Annotated in this window: 13 protein-coding genes and 1 other RNA gene; all 14 read right to left on the reverse strand. The window is 64.9% G+C overall.

Annotated elements, in window-relative coordinates:
• Position 1: 1 nt before the first annotated feature.
• The 14 genes from murC to ABJ363_15110 all read right to left on the reverse strand — a co-directional run bounded on the left by murC (position 2) and on the right by ABJ363_15110 (position 16,051).
• The gene (gene murC, locus ABJ363_15045; protein MEP4380312.1) at positions 2 to 1,432 is read right to left on the reverse strand and encodes a UDP-N-acetylmuramate--L-alanine ligase; all 1,431 of its coding nucleotides are present in this window, start codon (positions 1,430 to 1,432) and stop codon (positions 2 to 4) included.
• Positions 1,429 to 2,586, reverse strand: coding sequence for an undecaprenyldiphospho-muramoylpentapeptide beta-N-acetylglucosaminyltransferase (gene murG / locus ABJ363_15050; protein MEP4380313.1), 1,158 nt, complete (start codon positions 2,584 to 2,586; stop codon positions 1,429 to 1,431). The genes murC and murG overlap by 4 nt, the downstream gene beginning before the upstream one ends.
• Complete coding sequence (locus ABJ363_15055) at positions 2,583 to 3,707, reverse strand: putative peptidoglycan glycosyltransferase FtsW (GenBank protein ID MEP4380314.1); 1,125 nt, start codon at positions 3,705 to 3,707, stop codon at positions 2,583 to 2,585. The genes murG and ABJ363_15055 overlap by 4 nt, the downstream gene beginning before the upstream one ends.
• Positions 3,704 to 5,140: a UDP-N-acetylmuramoyl-L-alanine--D-glutamate ligase gene (gene murD / locus ABJ363_15060; GenBank protein ID MEP4380315.1), complete on the reverse strand. Its 1,437-nt coding sequence runs from the start codon at positions 5,138 to 5,140 to the stop codon at positions 3,704 to 3,706. Before murD ends, ABJ363_15055 begins: the two co-directional genes overlap by 4 nt.
• A 7-nt stretch (positions 5,141 to 5,147) precedes the next feature.
• Positions 5,148 to 6,233, reverse strand: a complete 1,086-nt coding sequence (gene mraY, locus ABJ363_15065; GenBank protein ID MEP4380316.1) for a phospho-N-acetylmuramoyl-pentapeptide-transferase — start codon at positions 6,231 to 6,233, stop codon at positions 5,148 to 5,150.
• The gene (locus ABJ363_15070; GenBank protein MEP4380317.1) at positions 6,223 to 7,668 is read right to left on the reverse strand and encodes a UDP-N-acetylmuramoylalanyl-D-glutamyl-2,6-diaminopimelate--D-alanyl-D-alanine ligase; all 1,446 of its coding nucleotides are present in this window, start codon (positions 7,666 to 7,668) and stop codon (positions 6,223 to 6,225) included. The genes mraY and ABJ363_15070 overlap by 11 nt, the downstream gene beginning before the upstream one ends.
• Positions 7,665 to 9,164, reverse strand: coding sequence for a UDP-N-acetylmuramoyl-L-alanyl-D-glutamate--2,6-diaminopimelate ligase (locus ABJ363_15075; GenBank protein ID MEP4380318.1), 1,500 nt, complete (start codon positions 9,162 to 9,164; stop codon positions 7,665 to 7,667). The genes ABJ363_15070 and ABJ363_15075 overlap by 4 nt, the downstream gene beginning before the upstream one ends.
• The gene (locus tag ABJ363_15080) at positions 9,151 to 10,845 is read right to left on the reverse strand and encodes a penicillin-binding protein 2 (GenBank protein ID MEP4380319.1); all 1,695 of its coding nucleotides are present in this window, start codon (positions 10,843 to 10,845) and stop codon (positions 9,151 to 9,153) included. The genes ABJ363_15075 and ABJ363_15080 overlap by 14 nt, the downstream gene beginning before the upstream one ends.
• Complete coding sequence (locus tag ABJ363_15085) at positions 10,842 to 11,342, reverse strand: hypothetical protein (GenBank protein ID MEP4380320.1); 501 nt, start codon at positions 11,340 to 11,342, stop codon at positions 10,842 to 10,844. Before ABJ363_15085 ends, ABJ363_15080 begins: the two co-directional genes overlap by 4 nt.
• On the reverse strand, positions 11,339 to 12,352 hold the full coding sequence (rsmH, locus tag ABJ363_15090) for a 16S rRNA (cytosine(1402)-N(4))-methyltransferase RsmH (protein MEP4380321.1): 1,014 nt from the start codon (positions 12,350 to 12,352) through the stop codon (positions 11,339 to 11,341). Before rsmH ends, ABJ363_15085 begins: the two co-directional genes overlap by 4 nt.
• Positions 12,352 to 12,840, reverse strand: a complete 489-nt coding sequence (mraZ, locus tag ABJ363_15095; protein MEP4380322.1) for a division/cell wall cluster transcriptional repressor MraZ — start codon at positions 12,838 to 12,840, stop codon at positions 12,352 to 12,354. Before mraZ ends, rsmH begins: the two co-directional genes overlap by 1 nt.
• 281 nt (positions 12,841 to 13,121) lie before the next feature.
• Positions 13,122 to 13,493: RNase P RNA component class A (gene rnpB, locus ABJ363_15100), an RNA gene on the reverse strand.
• 12 nt (positions 13,494 to 13,505) lie between these two features.
• A complete protein-coding gene (locus tag ABJ363_15105; GenBank protein ID MEP4380323.1) occupies positions 13,506 to 14,225 on the reverse strand; it encodes an N-acetylmuramoyl-L-alanine amidase in 720 nt (239 codons plus the stop codon).
• Positions 14,222 to 16,051, reverse strand: a complete 1,830-nt coding sequence (locus ABJ363_15110) for an ABC-F family ATP-binding cassette domain-containing protein (GenBank protein MEP4380324.1) — start codon at positions 16,049 to 16,051, stop codon at positions 14,222 to 14,224. Before ABJ363_15110 ends, ABJ363_15105 begins: the two co-directional genes overlap by 4 nt.
• Between the last annotated feature and the right edge of the window lie 4 nt (positions 16,052 to 16,055).

Here is a 16,055-nt window from a genome sequence, read left to right on the forward strand (position 1 = left end):
GTCATCCCTCCGTCCCCGTGTCTCGTGACATCAACTGGTTCATCTCGTCGGGCAACGCTTGTGCCCAGTTGGTCACCGTGCCGGCGCCGAGGAAGACGACCATGTCGCCGTCGCGTCCGCTGGCGGTAATCAACTCGGCAAGCCGATCCGGATCGGGGAGTGGCCGCACATCCCGGTGGCCGCGGGCACGAAGCCCATCCACCAGTGCGTTGCGATCCACTCCCTCGATCGGGGCCTCGCCGGCCGGGTATATGTCCGACACGAAGACGACGTCCGCGTCGTTGAAACAGGTGCAGAACTCATCGAACAGGCTCTCGACGCGCGAGTAGCGGTGCGGCTGGAAGATCGCCATTACCTGGCCCGGGGTCGCGCTGCGCGCGGCGTCCAGAACAGCGGAGATCTCCACCGGATGGTGGCCGTAATCGTCGATCACCGTGATACCCCCGGCCTCACCGGTCTTGGTAAAGCGGCGCTTTACACCTTCGAAGCCCGCGAACGCGGTCTGGATAATTTTGTCGGGGATATCCATCTCGAGCGCGATGGTGACTGCCGCCAACGCGTTCTGCGCATTGTGAGCGCCGAACATCGGCAGGTGTATGCCTTCGATGGTTCGTGCCGCGCCAGTATTGCGTTGGGCGATGTTCACGTCGAAGCGCATGCCGGAAGGATCGGTCTCGAGATTGATGCCGCGTACGTCCGCCTGCCGTGAGAATCCGTAGGTCACGATCCGCCGATCCTTGAGTTGCGGGATCAAGGCCTGAACCTCGGGATGGTCGATGCACATCGCCGCGAACCCATAGAACGGGATGTTCGAGACGAAGGTGGCGAAGGCCTCGCGAACGGCGTCGAAAGTGCCGTAGAAATCCAGGTGCTCGGGATCGATATTCGTGACCACGGCGATGGCAGCCGGGAGTTTGACGAAGGTGCCGTCGGATTCGTCGGCTTCGACAACCATCCACTCACCTTCGCCCAGCCGCGCATTGGTGCCGTAGGCGTTGATAATGCCGCCGTTGATCACGGTGGGGTCGCGGTCGGCCGAATCGAGCATCGCGGCGATCAGCGATGTGGTTGTGGTCTTGCCATGGGTGCCGCCGACGGCGATCGACCATTTGAGACGCATCAGTTCGGCCAGCATCTCGGCGCGGCGCACGACCGGGACGAGCCGGGCGCGGGCCGCGACAACTTCCGGGTTATCGCTTTTCACCGCGGTCGAGACGACGAGGACGGAGGCGCGTTCGATATTCTCGGCGCGCTGACCGATGTCGACATGAATACCGAGGTCGCGCAGGCGCAGCACATTCGCGTTTTCCGAAAGGTCACTTCCCTGCACCTGATAGCCGAGCGCGTGCAGGGTCTCGGCGATGCCGCTCATGCCGATGCCGCCAATGCCGACGAAATGGATCAGTCCGATATCGATGGGGAGTGCTCTCATTCGGCGGCCTCCCGCAGACCCGTCGGGTCAAGGTCCGCGCCGTTTCCGTTGGCCGGAATCAGTTGCTCGACGAGATCCGCGAGCCGGTCGGCGGCGTCCGGGTGACCCAGCGCGCGCGCCGCGGCGGCGACACGCGCCAGCGCGTCGGCGGACTCCAGTGCGGCTTCCAGCCACCCTGCCATCGCGGCGGGGGTGTATTCGCCTTGTGCCATGACCCAACCGGCACCAGCCGCCTCGACGGCGCGTGCGTTGGCCATCTGATGATCGTCGACGGCATGGGGGTAAGGCACATAGAGTGCCGGCCGCCCGGCGGCCGTGAGTTCGGCGACGGTAGAGGCGCCGGCGCGACCCACCACCAGATGGGCGGCGGCCAGGCGCGACGGCATGTTGTCGAAGAATGTCTCAAGCTCGACGGGCATGTTCAGGGCAGCGTAGGTCGCGCGAACTTCGTCGATATCCTCGGCCCGGCATTGCTGCGCGAGGCGGAAACGGGCGCGCTGGGCCGCCGTCATGGACTTGAAGGCGGCCGGAACGATCTTTGAAAAGACCTGCGCACCCTGGCTGCCGCCCACGACCAGCAGATCGATCACGCCGCTCGGCGCCGTATAGGGGCGGACGGCGAGGGATGCGATGTCCGGGCGTACCGGATTGCCGACGACCGTCGCTTTCGCGTGGCCGGCAGATTTCAGGCGTTGGGTCTGGGCAAAGCTCAGCGCGAAGGCCCTGGCGCCGCGTGCGAGGCGGCGGTTCGCCCGGCCGAGAACGGCATTCTGTTCGTGGATGACCGTCGGCAGTCCGGCAGAGCCGGCTGCAAGGATGGGCGGCACACTCGGATAGCCTCCGAACCCGACCGCGATTGCGGGTGAGTATTCACGGATCAGGCGGCGGGATTGGAAAAAGCCTTTTGTCAGGGCCTTGATGCCTGCCGCCATGCCTTTGGGGCCGCCGCCGAGGCTGCGGGCCGAAATCGTGTGGCGCATGACAGTCTTTGGCAGACCGAGGACTTCGGATGTGATCTGGCCGCCGCGCGGGTCGGTGACGAACAGGATTGAATGACCGCGCGCCGAGAGTGCGCTGGCGAGCGAGACCGCCGGGAACATGTGCCCGCCGGTGCCGCCGGCCGCGATCAGAATTGGATGCTGGCGTGTGTTCATTGTGGCGCCCCCGATCCCACGCGTCGCCGGGTCAGGGCGAGAGTCATGCCCAGACCCAGTGCGACGCCGAGCAGAGAGGATCCGCCGTAGCTGATGAAGGGGAGGGTCATGCCCTTGGTCGGGATGAGCTGCAGGCTCGACCCCATATTGATCAACGCCTGTATCCCGAATTGAACCAGAAGTCCGGCGACGGCGAGCAGGACAAAGAGGTTCTGTTCGGACATGGCGCGGGTCATGCCGCGCAGCACGATGAAGGCGAACAGGGTGACGATGAACAGGGCGACGAACAGGCCGAGTTCTTCGCCGGCCACGGCGAAGACAAAGTCGGCATGGGCATCGGGCAGGACCTGCTTGACCTGGCCTTCGCCCGGGCCACGCCCGAACAGCCCGCCGCTCGAGAAGGCCTCGATGCTGCGTTCGATCTGATAGGTGTCGCCCGACTTCGGATCGATGAAACGGTCGATGCGGCTGGCGACGTGGGAGAGCGTGAAGTAGGAGCCGATCAGGCCAGACACGCCGAGGACCACGAGGCCGGCAACCAGCCACATGGGCAGGCCGGCCAGGAAGAACTGGGCCATCCAGACGCTGGTGATCACCACGGCCTGTCCGAGGTCCGGCTGGGCGATGACCAACGCGACGACGGCGGCGAACAGGCCGGTGCAGATCAGGCGGCCGGGGAAACGGGGGTCGTGGGCGGCTTCACTGAACAGCCAGGCGGCGACGACGGCGAACATCGGCTTCACGAACTCGGTTGCCTGGAGTGAAAAGCCCGCAATCGAAAGCCAGCGCCGGGCGCCCTTGATTTCTGTGCCGAACAGCAAGGTGACGGCGAGTAACGCGATGCAGCCGAGAAAAGCGATGACCGCCATGCGGCGCACCTGGACGGGCGTCAATGCCGAGACGGCAAGGATCATCGCGATGGCGACGGGCAGCAGCATGAAGTGGCGTTTGATGAAATAGAACTCGTCGAGGCCGATCCGTTCGGCCACGGCGGGGCTGGAGGCGGCGGCGAGCAGGGCGCCGAACGCCATCAGGGCGGCGATGGCCACAAGGCTCCAACGGTCCACGGTCCACCACCATTGCCCGAGAATAGACGTGTCGGCGCGCGTGAACGGTGTCATGCGGCACCCCCGGTCGATCGGGCCTGGGGTGCAAACCCCGGGAGGGCGGCAACGGCTTCACGGAAGGCATCGCCCCGCGCTTCGAAGCTGGAGAATTGGTCAAAGGATGCACACGCCGGAGAAAGCAGGACGACGGCGTTGCCGTTTTTGGCGGCCATGTCGCTCGCCTGTTGGGTGGCCGTCGCAAGATCACCCGAGAGTGTCGTCGATACCCGGCCCTCAAGGGTCGCGTCGAAATCTTCGGCCGATTCGCCGATGAGGAACGCATGGCGGACCCGGCCAAGAAGCGGCGCCAAACTGGCGATGCCGCCTTCCTTGGCCATACCGCCGGTGATCCAGTAAATATTCTCGTAAGCCGACAGCGCATGGGCGGCGGCTTCGGCGTTGGTCGCCTTGGAATCGTTAACGAAGCGCACCGGGCCGATGGCGCCGAGCAGTTCCTGGCGGTGGGCGAGCCCGGGGAAGCGAGCGATGGCGGCGACGATTCCGGCGCGGAGTGCCGGAGTCATGGCCTCCAGGATCGCCGTGACCGCGCCATAGGCGGTCGCGACATTCTGGGCGTTGTGGTCTCCGGGGAGCGCATCGAGGCTACGCATGTCGATGACGGGTTCCGTGTTGCCGCCCCGGTCGTCGATGATCCAGCCGTCTTCGAGGTAGATCCCGCCGGCGCAGATGCCGCGCGTCGAAATAGGTGTCATCGCCGCCAGGTGACGTGCGCTGACTTCTTCGAAGATCGCTTTGGTGTGGGTGTCGTCGACCCCGACGATCGCTGTTTGCGTCGCGCCCTGGCCGTCGAATATTCGGCGCTTGGCAGCAACATAACCGTCCATGCCGCCATGGCGGTCGAGGTGATCGGGCGTGATATTGAGCAGGACCGCCACATCGAACACGGCCGCGGGCAATAGATCGAGTTGATAGGACGACAATTCGAGAACATAGACGCCGTCGGGGCCGAGCGCCTCGAGTGACAGCGCCGGCGCGCCGATATTGCCGCCAATGGCGCTCGCCACACCCAGTTCCGACAGGATGTGGCCGATCAATGCCGTTGTGGTCGATTTCCCGTTCGTGCCTGTGATCCCGATATAGCGCGCGTCCGGTGCTGCCCGGGTGAGGAGTTCCACGTCACAGAGAATTTCGCAGCCCGCTTCGCGTGCGCGGGCGACGACCGGATGGGTGTGGGGGTGGCCCTGGGGAATGCCCGGGCTCAGCACCAGCATGTCGATTTTGTCGAACTCGGCGGTCTCGAGATCGCACGGCGTCAGCCCGCGCGCGGCGGCACCGTTGCGCCGGTTCTCATTGTCGTCCCACGGCAGCACGCGCGCACCGGCGCGGTGCAGTTCGTTTGCCGCGCTCATGCCGGACACGCCGAGCCCCAATACGGCGATCGCGTGATCGTCGTAGGCACCGAGGCCGAGCATGTTGCGGGTCGCCATCATCGCATCACCGCAGCTTCAGGGTGGCGAGGCCGATGAGGGCCAGGACGGTTGCGATGATCCAGAAGCGGATCACGATGGTCGGTTCGGCCCAGCCCTTCTGCTCGAAGTGATGGTGCAGCGGCGCCATCCGGAATACACGCTTGCCGGTCAGCTTGTAGGAGCCGACCTGGACGATCACCGAAACCGTTTCGAGTACGAAGAGTCCGCCGATGATGGCGAGGACCAACTCGTGCTTTGTGACAACGGCGATGCCGCCCAGCGCGCCGCCCATGGACAGCGATCCCGTGTCACCCATGAAAACCATCGCCGGCGGCGCGTTGAACCAGAGAAAGCCCAGTCCCGCGCCAACCAGCGCGCCGCAGAAAACCGCGAGTTCACCGGCGCCGGGAACGGCGAAGATCAGGAGATAGTTCGAGAAGACAATGTTGCCGGTCACGTAGGAGATCAGGCCGAAGCAGGTGGCGGCGATCATCACCGGCACGATGGCGAGGCCGTCGAGCCCGTCGGTCAGGTTGACGGAGTTCGAGGCGCCGACAATCACGAAGATCGCGAACGGCACGAAGAACCAGCTCAGCTCGATCAGGAAGTTTTTCACGAAGGGAAGCGCGAGCGTCGTGTCCAGGGGCGTCGGTGTCAGATGCATGATCCACACGGTCGCTATACCCGCGACCAGAATTTCCGCCAGAAGACGGGCCCGCGCGGGAATACCCTTGGATTTGGACTTGGTCAGCTTCTGGTAGTCGTCGGCAAAGCCGATGGCGCCGAACCCGACTGTGATCAGCAGCAGTGCCCACACATAGCCATTTGTCAGGTCCGCCCACAGAAGCGTGCTGACGATGATGGCCAGCAGGATCAGGAACCCGCCCATCGTGGGGGTGCCCGCCTTCTTGAAATGGGATTCCGGCCCGTCTTCGCGGATGGGCTGGCCTTCGGGTTGCTGCTGACGCAGCCAGCCGATGATTTTCGGCCCGAACAGGAACGCGACGACCAATGCCGTCACCACGGCGCCGCCGGCCCGGAAGGTCAGGGAATTGAACAGGTTGAACAGAATGAACTGGTCTGCGAGGGGGGCGAGGAGGTTAAACAGCATGATTGGCCTCCAGCCCGTCGCTATTGGTGTCGAGGGCGCAGAGTGCTTCGACGATCAGTGCCATCCGGCTGCCGAGAGAACCCTTCACGAGGACCACATCGCCCGCCGATACGGCCTGACAGACCTGGGGGGCGAGGGTTTTCGAGTCCTTTGCCGCGCCACCGCGCATCTCGGTGGGGAGGATGTTGTCGAGCGCAGCCATGCCGGGGCCGGCGCAGAACACCTGATCGATCCGGTTTGTCTCGAGCTCTCCGGCGAGAGCGGTGTGGAGATTCTCGCTCGCATCGCCCAGTTCGAGCATGTCGCCGAGCACCGCGATCCGACGTCCGCCCGAATGGGGCCGGGTGTGGCCCAGCACAGCAAACGCGGCGCGCATCGATGCGGGACTGGCGTTGTAGCTGTCGTCGATCACGGTCAGCAGACCGTCAGACATCTTCACATTGAACCTTGCGCCGCGGCCCTTCGGCGGTGTCAGTTTGGCCAGCGCGGCGGCCGCGCTGTCCAGATCGCCGCCGAGCGCGGAAACCGTGCCGAGAACGGCCAGGGAATTTTGCACCCAGTGCCGGCCGGGCACATTCAGACGGTAGCGGATGATCCGGTCTTCGAGGCGCGCCGTGACGTCGCTGCCGTTATCGCCGAGCTTGCACGCGGAGAGTTGTACATCGGCCTCGGGGTGTGCACCGAACCCCACGACGTTTTCGAGGCCTCGAGCCCACGCGCGGGCGGCCAGGATGGCGAAGTAAACATTGTCCCGATTGAGGATGGCGATGCCGCCCTGGCACATGCCGTCGAAGAGCTCCGCCTTGGCGTCGGCAATCTCTGCGACGTGATCAAAGAATTCCAGATGCACGGCCGCGATCGTCGTAATCACGCCGACGTTGGGGCGCACGAGCTTGGACAGGTCGGAAATCTCCCCCGCATGGTTCATGCCCAGTTCGATCACGGCGAACTGCATGTCACGCGGCATGCGCGCGAGGGTCAGGGGTACGCCGATATGATTGTTCAGGTTGCCGGTCGTGGCGTGGGTCGGGCCGATGGATCCGAGGGCCAGGGTCATGGCCTCCTTGGTCCCCGTTTTGCCGACGGAGCCGGTGATGGCGACGATCGGGGCGTCGGTCCGGTCGCGTGCGGCGCGGCCGAGATTCGCAAGCGCGTGCAGTCCGTCATCGACGCGTATAACCGAAGAACCGCGGGATCCGGTGTTCGTATCGCGGCTGGTGATCGCGGCGGCGGCCCCTGCGTCGAATGCGGCGTCGAGATAGTCATGGCCATCGAAATTCTCGCCGGAGATAGCGACGAACAAATCGCCCGGCCGGCAGGTCCGGCTGTCGATCGATACGCCCGTGGCGGCCCAATCGTGGCCGGATTCACCGGCCTGACCGTTGGTGGCAGCCAGGACTTCGTTGCGGGTCCAGATCGGGGTGGCGGGAGTCATGTGACGACCTCCCCGCCCATCGCGGTCAGAATCCCGGCGGCGACGTCGGCGTCATCAAAGGGCAAGGTTTCCGTGCCGACGATCTGACCCTGTTCGTGGCCCTTGCCTGCGATTATCAGGATGTCGTCGGCTTGCAGTCCGGAAATTCCGGCCCTGATCGCCGCTGCCCGGTCGCCTATTTCGTCCGCCCCCCTGCAGCCCGTCAGTATCTGCCGGCGGATGGATTCGGGGTCTTCGCGGCGCGGATTGTCGTCCGTCACGATCGCGCGGTCGGCGTGCTGCGCGGCGACTTCGCCCATCATCGGGCGTTTGCCCGGATCACGGTCGCCGCCGGCGCCGAAAATCAAATGTAGCTGGCCGCCGACATGGGGCCGGATCGCGTCGAGCGCCGTTCGCAATGCGTCGGGAGTGTGGGCGTAGTCGACATAGACCTGGGCGCCGTTTTCCAGCGCGCCGATCCGCTGCATGCGTCCCTTTACGCCTTTGACATGGGCCAGGGTGGTGAAGGCTTCGGTCAGGTCGCCGCCCGTCTCGGCGACGAGGCCGAGCGCGGCGAGGATGTTGTAGGCCTGGAAGCCGCCAACCAGGTTCAGTCGGGTCTCGAGACTTTGATCCTTCACGGTCACGCAAAGGCGCAGCCCGTCGGGCAGGGCAGAGACATCGGCGATGTGAATATCGCTGGTCTGGATGCCGTAGCTGCGAACCCGATGGCCGGTCGCGCGGCAAATTTCGGCGACCGCATCGAAATGCGGGGAGTCGGCGTTCAGAACCGCGGCGCCATCGACCGGCAACAGGTGACGGAACAGGCGCATTTTTGCACCCAGATACGCCTCTTCCGTGCCGTGATAGTCCAAATGGTCCCGGCTGAGATTTGTGAAGGCGGCGGCGGAGAACCGCACGCCGTCCAGCCGAAACTGGTCGAGGCCATGTGATGAGGCTTCGAGCGCCAGATGATCGATGCCCGACATTGCCATTCTGGCCAGGGTTGCATGCAGTTCGACTGGATCGGGGGTTGTGAGGCTTGGGCCTGCATCGAAACCATCGGCATCGACGCCCAGGGTGCCGATGGCGCCGGACGGATGACCCAGTAGCGCCCAGATCTGCCGCGTGAAGCCTGCGACGGAGGATTTGCCGTTGGTGCCGGTGACGCCGACGATATGGCGCGGCTGGTGCTCATAAAAACGTGCGGCGAATTGGGACAGGCGCCAGCGTGGATTCTCATCTGTGATCAGATAGGGCGTGTCGTCAGGTGTATCGGTCGACAGATCGTCGATCCGGGTGCCGTCGGGTGCGAGAATCGCAACCGCACCCCGCGCGACGGCGTCATCGATGAAGTCGCGACCGTCGGTGCCGGAGTTCACCGACGCGCTGGGGAGCGCGGCGAAGAGGTACCCCGGCCGGACCTGTCGGCTGTCCGCCGTGAGACCGGAAATCTCCGTGTCGTGCATCCGCGGATCGACCATCACCATATCGACCGCCAGCTCAATTAACCGCATCGGACCGGTTCCTGATTGCCGGCTGTGCGTTGATGTTGATGGCGTGCCGGATGTCAGGCGCGGTTTCGTCGAGCGGGGCAATTCCAAAGAGCGGCGCCATGCGGGACACGACACCACGCACGACCGGCGCGGCCGTCCAGCCGCCGGTCGCGTAGCCATAGCTTTCCTTGATACCTTTCGGCTCATCCAGCATGGCGAAAACGACGAAGCGCGGCGCGGTCACCGGATACACGCCGACGAAGGACGAAATCAGCGCATTGCGCTTGTAGCTGCCGTTGACCTGTTTTTCGGCGGTCCCGGTTTTGCCGCCAACCAGGTAACCCTTGGCGTCGGCGTTGCGGCCGGTTCCGGTCTCGACCACGAGGCGCAGCAGGCGACGCATCCGGTCCGATGTTTCGGCGGAGAAGACCTGCACGCCGTCGCTTGTGTCGGCGCCGTGCTCGATGAGGGTCGCGGGGCGGAGAACGCCGCCGTTTACGGTCGCCGCCACCGCGCTTGCCAGATGCAGCGGGCTGACGGCGATCCCGTGGCCGAACGAGATCGTCATCGTGTTGATCTCGCGCCAGCGCGACGGGTACATCGGCTGCGCCTGCTCAGGCAACTCGATACTGCTGCGCCGCAGGAGGCCCAGATGTCCGAGATATTTGCGCTGATCGTTGGTGCCGATATCCAGCGCGATCTTGGCGGAGCCGATATTCGAGGAGTGCTGAAAAATTTCCGGCACGGTCAGCCAGCGCTTTTCGGGATGGAAGTCCGAAATCGTGAACCGGGCGACCCGGATCGGCCTGGTCGCGTCGTAGCGGCTGTTGAAGGAGGCCACGCCCGTTTCCAGCGCGATGGCGTGGTTGAAAATCTTGAAGACGGAGCCGAGCTCATACACGCCGAGCGTCATGCGGTTGAAGCGGGTGTCGTCGGCGGCCTGTCCGGCCGCATTGGGGTCAAAGTCCGGCAGTGAAACCATCGCCACGACCTCGCCACTCTCGGCGTCGAGAACGATCCCGCCACCGCCGATGGCCTTGAATTTCTCGATCTGGCCGGCCAGCTCCTGGCGCAGGATCTGCTGGACCCGAATATCAAGGGACAAACGCAGCGGACGGGTGGCGCCGGCGATGGCGGCGTCCATGCTTTTTTCGATGCCCGCGAGGCCGACATTGTCGACATTGGTGAAACCGACAATGTGTCCGGCGAGACGCCCATGGGGATAGACCCGGCGTTCTTCCTGTTCGAAGTTCAGACCGGGAATGCCGAGCCGGTTGATTTCGAACTGCTGGCGCGGCGTGAGGTTCCGCCGCAACCAGACGAAGCTTTTCCCCGAACCGAGCCGGGCCGCGACAACTTCTTCGCTCAGATCCGGTAGGATTTCGACCAGTCGGCGCGCCGCGTCTGCCGGGTTCGAGATCTTGCGCGGATCGGCGAACAGGGAGGCGGTCTTCAGGCTGGTGGCGAGCAGAACCCCGTTGCGATCCACGATATCGGCGCGTGCCATGGTCGCTGGGCGGGCTATTTCGCGCGATGCGGCGCGGCGTAAGTCTTCGGTCTCGTTGAACACGGCAAGATCGAAAAGGCGCACACCGACCACGAAGAAGGCCGCGGCCATCAGCGAACCGCCCACCAGAAGCCGGGTCCGGGCGGTCTCGATCGCCTGTTTCTTGGTGCTGTCGAACGCGATCCGGTCGTTCATCGCCGGGCACCCCCGGACGTTGCGGCCGGTGTGGTCATGACCTCGCGCAGCACATCGTCCAGCGAACGGACCAATTCGGCACGATTGACCTTTTCGGCGACACGTGTAGCGGGCGGGCGCGGCGCGGGTGCGGCCGGTTTGGCGCGCGGTGCCGCGGCGGGAATGGACGCCGGCGTCACGACACCGGCGATGTTCGACCCGGTGGTCGGAAGTTCATCCTGCGGCAGCACTGGCACGGCGCCCGTGCCCGCGATCTGTGCGCCGGTCGCCGGCAGCAGATCGAGATGGCGGCGGGTCAGCTCCTCGATCCGTTCGGGCTGGTTGAGGAAACTCCATTCGGCGCGCAGAACGTGGATGGCATCGCGGTCGTTGCGAATATCCCGGTTCAACTCGGCGAGCTTGTCGTCCAGCTCGGACACCTCGAATGCGACCTGAAACAACGCGCCGCCGGCCGCAGCGGCGAGCACCATAAGGATGAGGGATGTTGGGCGGATCATCCGGCACCCCCCTCTGCGGCCGAACCCCAGGACGGCTCCGCGGTGCGTTCTGCGACCCGAAGGCGTGCGGAGCGCGCGCGGGGATTGCGCGAGGTTTCGGCGTCACCGGGGCGGATGGCGCGGCGTGATACGAGACGCCAGGCCGGCGCGCGACGGTTGGTTTGTTCGGGCATGTGGCGCGAACCGCGACCCTCACTGCCGCTGCGTGCGCGCAGGAAGGCTTTGACCGGGCGGTCCTCCAGCGAATGGAACGAAACGACGGCCAACCGGCCGCCGGGGCGCAGCATGCGTTCCGCCGCGACCAGACCGCGGTCGAGCTCACCCAACTCGTCATTCACATGAATGCGCAGCGCCTGGAATGTGCGTGTCGCCGGGTCGATGTGGGATGTGCGCGATTTGGGAATGACCGCGCGGACGATATCCGCGAGCTGGCCTGTCGTCTCGATGGGTGCGAGGGCGCGTGCCGTGACGATGGCGCGCGCGACCCGGCGTGCATGCCGCTCCTCGCCGAGTTTGCGCACGATATAGGCGAGGTCCGCTTCGTCTGCGCGGTTGACCAGATCGGCAGCGGATTCACCCGCGCGCTCCATGCGCATGTCGAGCGGGCCATCGCTGCCGAAGGAGAAGCCGCGTTCGGGTGTGTCGATCTGGGGCGATGAGACGCCGAGATCGAGCGCCACGCCGTCTACGGCATCGATGCCGTTGTCGCGGAGCAACGTGTCCATACTGCCGAACCGCCCGGCAAGAAGATGCAGGCGGCCGGTGAACTGCGCGGCAAGCTCGGCGTTGCGCGAGATTGCGTCGGGGTCCCGGTCGATCCCCCAGACTGTGCAATCCGCAGCTTCGAGAAGCTTGCGGGTGTAGCCGCCGCCGCCCAGCGTCCCGTCGACATAGATGCCGCCGTCACGGGGTTTGAGCGCAGTCATGACTTCTTCGAGGAGAACGGGGCTGTGCCCGGGAGTCACGGGGACTCCGGATGTATTGGGGTGACGCGATGTGCGCGCCGCCATCACGGTTGCCCGCCATCGGTTCCGGGTGGGGAACCTGTGGAACTGCCGGGCCGCAGAGTCAGGCCTTTCTCGGCGGCTTGACGGACCGCGTCGGACTGATAGGTGGCGAACGCATCCGGGTTCCAGATTTCGAACAAGGGGCCACGGCCGACGAACGCGGCCTGTTCGGACAGGCCCGCATGGGCGATCAGGGGTTCGGGCAACATCACGCGCCCTTCGCCGTCGAAGGCAAGTTGCTGGGCGTTGGCGAAGAGGGCGGCCGTGAGCGTGTCGTGTTCGTCGGAGAACATGTCATACGCGTCGACACCGGCGCCGAGCTTCTCCATCCAGTCCATCCCGCCGCATTGGATCGCGGAATGCTTGAACGACGGGAACGCCACAATGCCGTGGAACGCCTGCCCGGACAGGACAGCACGAAACGCCGCAGGAACGGACACCCGTCCCTTGCGGTCGACCTTGTTGGTAGTGGTCGACAAAAACATTGCCATCGTTTCCGCCCACTGCCGAAGAAGGTCCGGCAGCTCCTGTCTCCCCGTTGCCCTGGCACACGCGCCAAAATGGGATTGTTTGGGATATCATGGGATAAAATGGGTCGTCAACGGCAAAACCAGTAAAAATGACGAAAAATCAGAGTGCTGCATGGTGCCGATTTGCGCCTACAAGTAATCGCCTGCCCGACATCAGTGGACGTATGCGAACCCACAAAAGAAGGATCGGCGCATAAAGCGGCAGAACTTTGTTCTCGGAATGTTCTTTTCTTGGGGAAAATATCGTCAGGCGGTCTGTAAGCCGGGTTCTGTCTCCGTTTTCACGGGAGATGGCCATTCATCTGGGACGCCCGTTGCCGGACGCCTCGCGCGACCTACCCGGGCAACGGCGCGGAAGTGCGCCATATGCCGCCCCTATTCGGTCTTGCTCCCGGTGGGGTTTGCCCTGCCACCCCCGTCGCCGGGGGCGCGGTGCGCTCTTACCGCACCCTTTCACCCTTACCCGCCCGAAGGCAGGCGGTTTGCTTTCTGTGGCACTTTCCCTGGGGTTGCCCCCGCCGGCCGTTAACCGGCACCGTACTTCCGTGGAGCCCGGACTTTCCTCACATGGACGGGTTTCCCCATTGCCCACGCGCGGCCATCCGACCGCCTGACGAATGCTTTCCTTAGGCCGAACCGGACGAGGCTGCAACCAGACTATGTACCTGGCCGATCCGCTGTTTCGTCTCGTCGTCGAGCACACCGTCGAAGCGCGACGGTCGAAACCGGCGCTGGAAGGCGGCAATGACCGTCTCATCGGGATGGTCAATGGTGTCGTAGCCGATCTCCGACAGCATGATGATCGGCGCGTCATGCAGGGGCGCAGGTGTATCGACCGGTGCTTCCGCGTCGGGCCAGAGGCCGATTTTCGCCGCGGCGAAACGCGCCCATGGGAAACGCTCGCCGGGATCGATCTTGCGGTCGGGTGCGATATCGGAATGTGCGACGACATTGCGCGCCGGGATCGGGTGCCGCGCCAGGATATCGCCGGCAAGCGCGATGAGTGCCTCTATCTGCGTGTCGGGAAAATCCCGATAGCCATAGTCATGGCCGGGGTTCGAAAGCTCGATGCCGATCGAACGGGAGTTGATGTCCCGCCAGCCGCGCCAGCAGCCGACCCCGGCGTGCCAGGCGCGGTCTTCCTCGTCGACCATGCGCCAGGTCGTGCCGTCCTCGTCGAGCAGATAATGGGCGCTGACCCGTGACACGGGATCGCAGAGCCAGTCGCGCGCGCGTACTGTCGGCATCATGCCGGTATAGTGGATCACCAGCGTGTCGATTTCCGGCGCGTGCCCCTGTTCGGGTTTGCGCGCGCCGCAGTTGGGTGATCTGTACTCGGTGATCATCGCGCGGCTTCCAGGCTCTCGCGGCGTGCCTCGAGGTCGAGCCAGCGGTCCTCGGCGGACGCGATGGCGGTCTCGACCTCCGCCAGTTTCCGCGCGGCGCTCTCGTAGGCCGCCGCATCGCGTGTAAACAGGTCCGGATCGGACAGCGCCTTTTCAAGTTCGACCTTGGCGTTCTCGAGCGCCTTGATGCGGTTCGGCAATGCGCCGAGCTCATGTTCTTCCTTGAAGGTCATTTTCTTCGGCGCATCGGCCGTCGTCCGGCCTGTTTTGCCGCTGTTCGATTTCCTGGCCGGCCTGGAGGCGGTTTTTGCGGCCCGCTTGCGCTGGCGCAAATAATCCGAATAGCCACCCGGATACTCCATGACCTGCCCGCCGCCCTCCACCGCGATGGTCGAGTTGACGACCCTGTCGAGGAAGTCGCGGTCATGGCTGACGAGAAGGACCGTGCCCTCATAGCTGTCGAGCATGTCGAGCAGTACATCGAGCGTGTCGGCGTCGAGGTCGTTGGTCGGTTCGTCGAGCACCAGCAGGTTGGAAGTCTGGGCGAGTATCTTGGCGAGAAGAAGCCGGTTGCGCTCGCCACCGGAAAGGGTCGCGACCGGCGCGCGGGCCTGTTTCTCGTCGAACAGGAAGTCGCGCAGGTAGGCCACCACATGGCGTTGGGTGCCGCGCACATTGATGGAATCACCGCCCTGGGGTGCCAGGGTCTGCCACAGCGTGTCATTGGGGTCGAGTTGCTCGCGGGTCTGGTCGAAGAAGGCCAGCGACATGTTCTTGGCGCGGCGCAGACGACCGGAATCCTTTTCCAGTTCGCCGATCAGGAGTTTCAGCAGGGTGGTCTTGCCCGCGCCGTTGGGCCCGACGAGCCCGACCCGGTCGCCGCGCAGGATACGTGTGGAGAAATGGTCGATGATCACATCGTCGCCGAAGGACTTGCAGAGATTCTCGCACTCGACGACAAGGCGGCTGCTGATCGGACCCGCGTCGGCCTCGAGCTGGACGAGGTTCTGGCCGGTGAGCAGCGCCTTTCGCTGGGCCCGCATTTCCGTCAGCCGAGTGAGCCGGCCCTGGTTGCGCCGGCGCCGGGCCGTCACGCCGCGTTCGAGCCAGCGCGCCTCGGCCTTGAGCTTCTGGTCGAGCTTCTGGGCCGCGCGTACCTCGGCGTCGGCGATCTGCTCGGTCCAGGCCTCGAATTCGCTATAGCCTGAAGCGTTGTGGCGCAGGGAACCCCTGTGCAGCCAGAAGGTGTCGGTCGTCATGGCCTCCAGGAATGCCCGATCATGGCTGATGGTGATCAGGGTCTTTCGGCGGTCGACCAGTTCGCGCTCGAGCCATTCGATGGTCGGCAGGTCCAGATGATTGGTGGGCTCGTCGAGCAGCAGCACGTCCGGGTTGCCCAGTAGCGCGCCGGCGATGGCCACGCGGCGGGATTCACCGCCGGACAGGCTGTTGACGTTTCGTGTGCCGTCGATATCGACCCGCGAGAGCGCGGCATCGACGGCGTGGCGCGGTGCGGTGTCCGGGCGCATGCCGATGTCCGCTCCCATCCGGGCGACGAAGTCGGCGATCAGCATATCGTCGGGCAGCGGAATGTCCTGAGGCAGATAGCCGACCGTCAGCCCGGGCTGGATATAGAGATCACCCTCATCGGGATCGAGCAGCCCGGCGAGGAGTTTGAAGATCGTCGATTTTCCCGTGCCGTTGCGCCCGACCAGGCAGGCGCGCATCCCCGGCGTGACCGACAGTTCCGCGCCGGTGAACAGTGGCGTGCCGCCGAAACCGACAGCGGCGTTCTTCAGGGTGAGGACGGGGGGATCGGCGGCCATGACA

The organism is Alphaproteobacteria bacterium, from assembly GCA_039980135.1.
Taxonomy (GTDB): Bacteria; Pseudomonadota; Alphaproteobacteria; order UBA6615; family UBA6615; genus UBA8079.

Coding starts and splice junctions, on each gene's coding strand:
- murC (MEP4380312.1), bottom strand. CDS start 1,432: ATGAGAGCACTCCCCATCGATATCGGACTGATCCATTTCGTCGGCATT.
- murG (MEP4380313.1), bottom strand. CDS start 2,586: ATGAACACACGCCAGCATCCAATTCTGATCGCGGCCGGCGGCACCGGC.
- ABJ363_15055 (MEP4380314.1), bottom strand. CDS start 3,707: ATGACACCGTTCACGCGCGCCGACACGTCTATTCTCGGGCAATGGTGG.
- murD (MEP4380315.1), bottom strand. CDS start 5,140: ATGGCGACCCGCAACATGCTCGGCCTCGGTGCCTACGACGATCACGCG.
- mraY (MEP4380316.1), bottom strand. CDS start 6,233: ATGCTGTTTAACCTCCTCGCCCCCCTCGCAGACCAGTTCATTCTGTTC.
- ABJ363_15070 (MEP4380317.1), bottom strand. CDS start 7,668: ATGACTCCCGCCACCCCGATCTGGACCCGCAACGAAGTCCTGGCTGCC.
- ABJ363_15075 (MEP4380318.1), bottom strand. CDS start 9,164: ATGCGGTTAATTGAGCTGGCGGTCGATATGGTGATGGTCGATCCGCGG.
- ABJ363_15080 (MEP4380319.1), bottom strand. CDS start 10,845: ATGAACGACCGGATCGCGTTCGACAGCACCAAGAAACAGGCGATCGAG.
- ABJ363_15085 (MEP4380320.1), bottom strand. CDS start 11,342: ATGATCCGCCCAACATCCCTCATCCTTATGGTGCTCGCCGCTGCGGCC.
- rsmH (MEP4380321.1), bottom strand. CDS start 12,352: ATGGCGGCGCGCACATCGCGTCACCCCAATACATCCGGAGTCCCCGTG.
- mraZ (MEP4380322.1), bottom strand. CDS start 12,840: ATGGCAATGTTTTTGTCGACCACTACCAACAAGGTCGACCGCAAGGGA.
- ABJ363_15105 (MEP4380323.1), bottom strand. CDS start 14,225: ATGATCACCGAGTACAGATCACCCAACTGCGGCGCGCGCAAACCCGAA.
- ABJ363_15110 (MEP4380324.1), bottom strand. CDS start 16,051: ATGGCCGCCGATCCCCCCGTCCTCACCCTGAAGAACGCCGCTGTCGGT.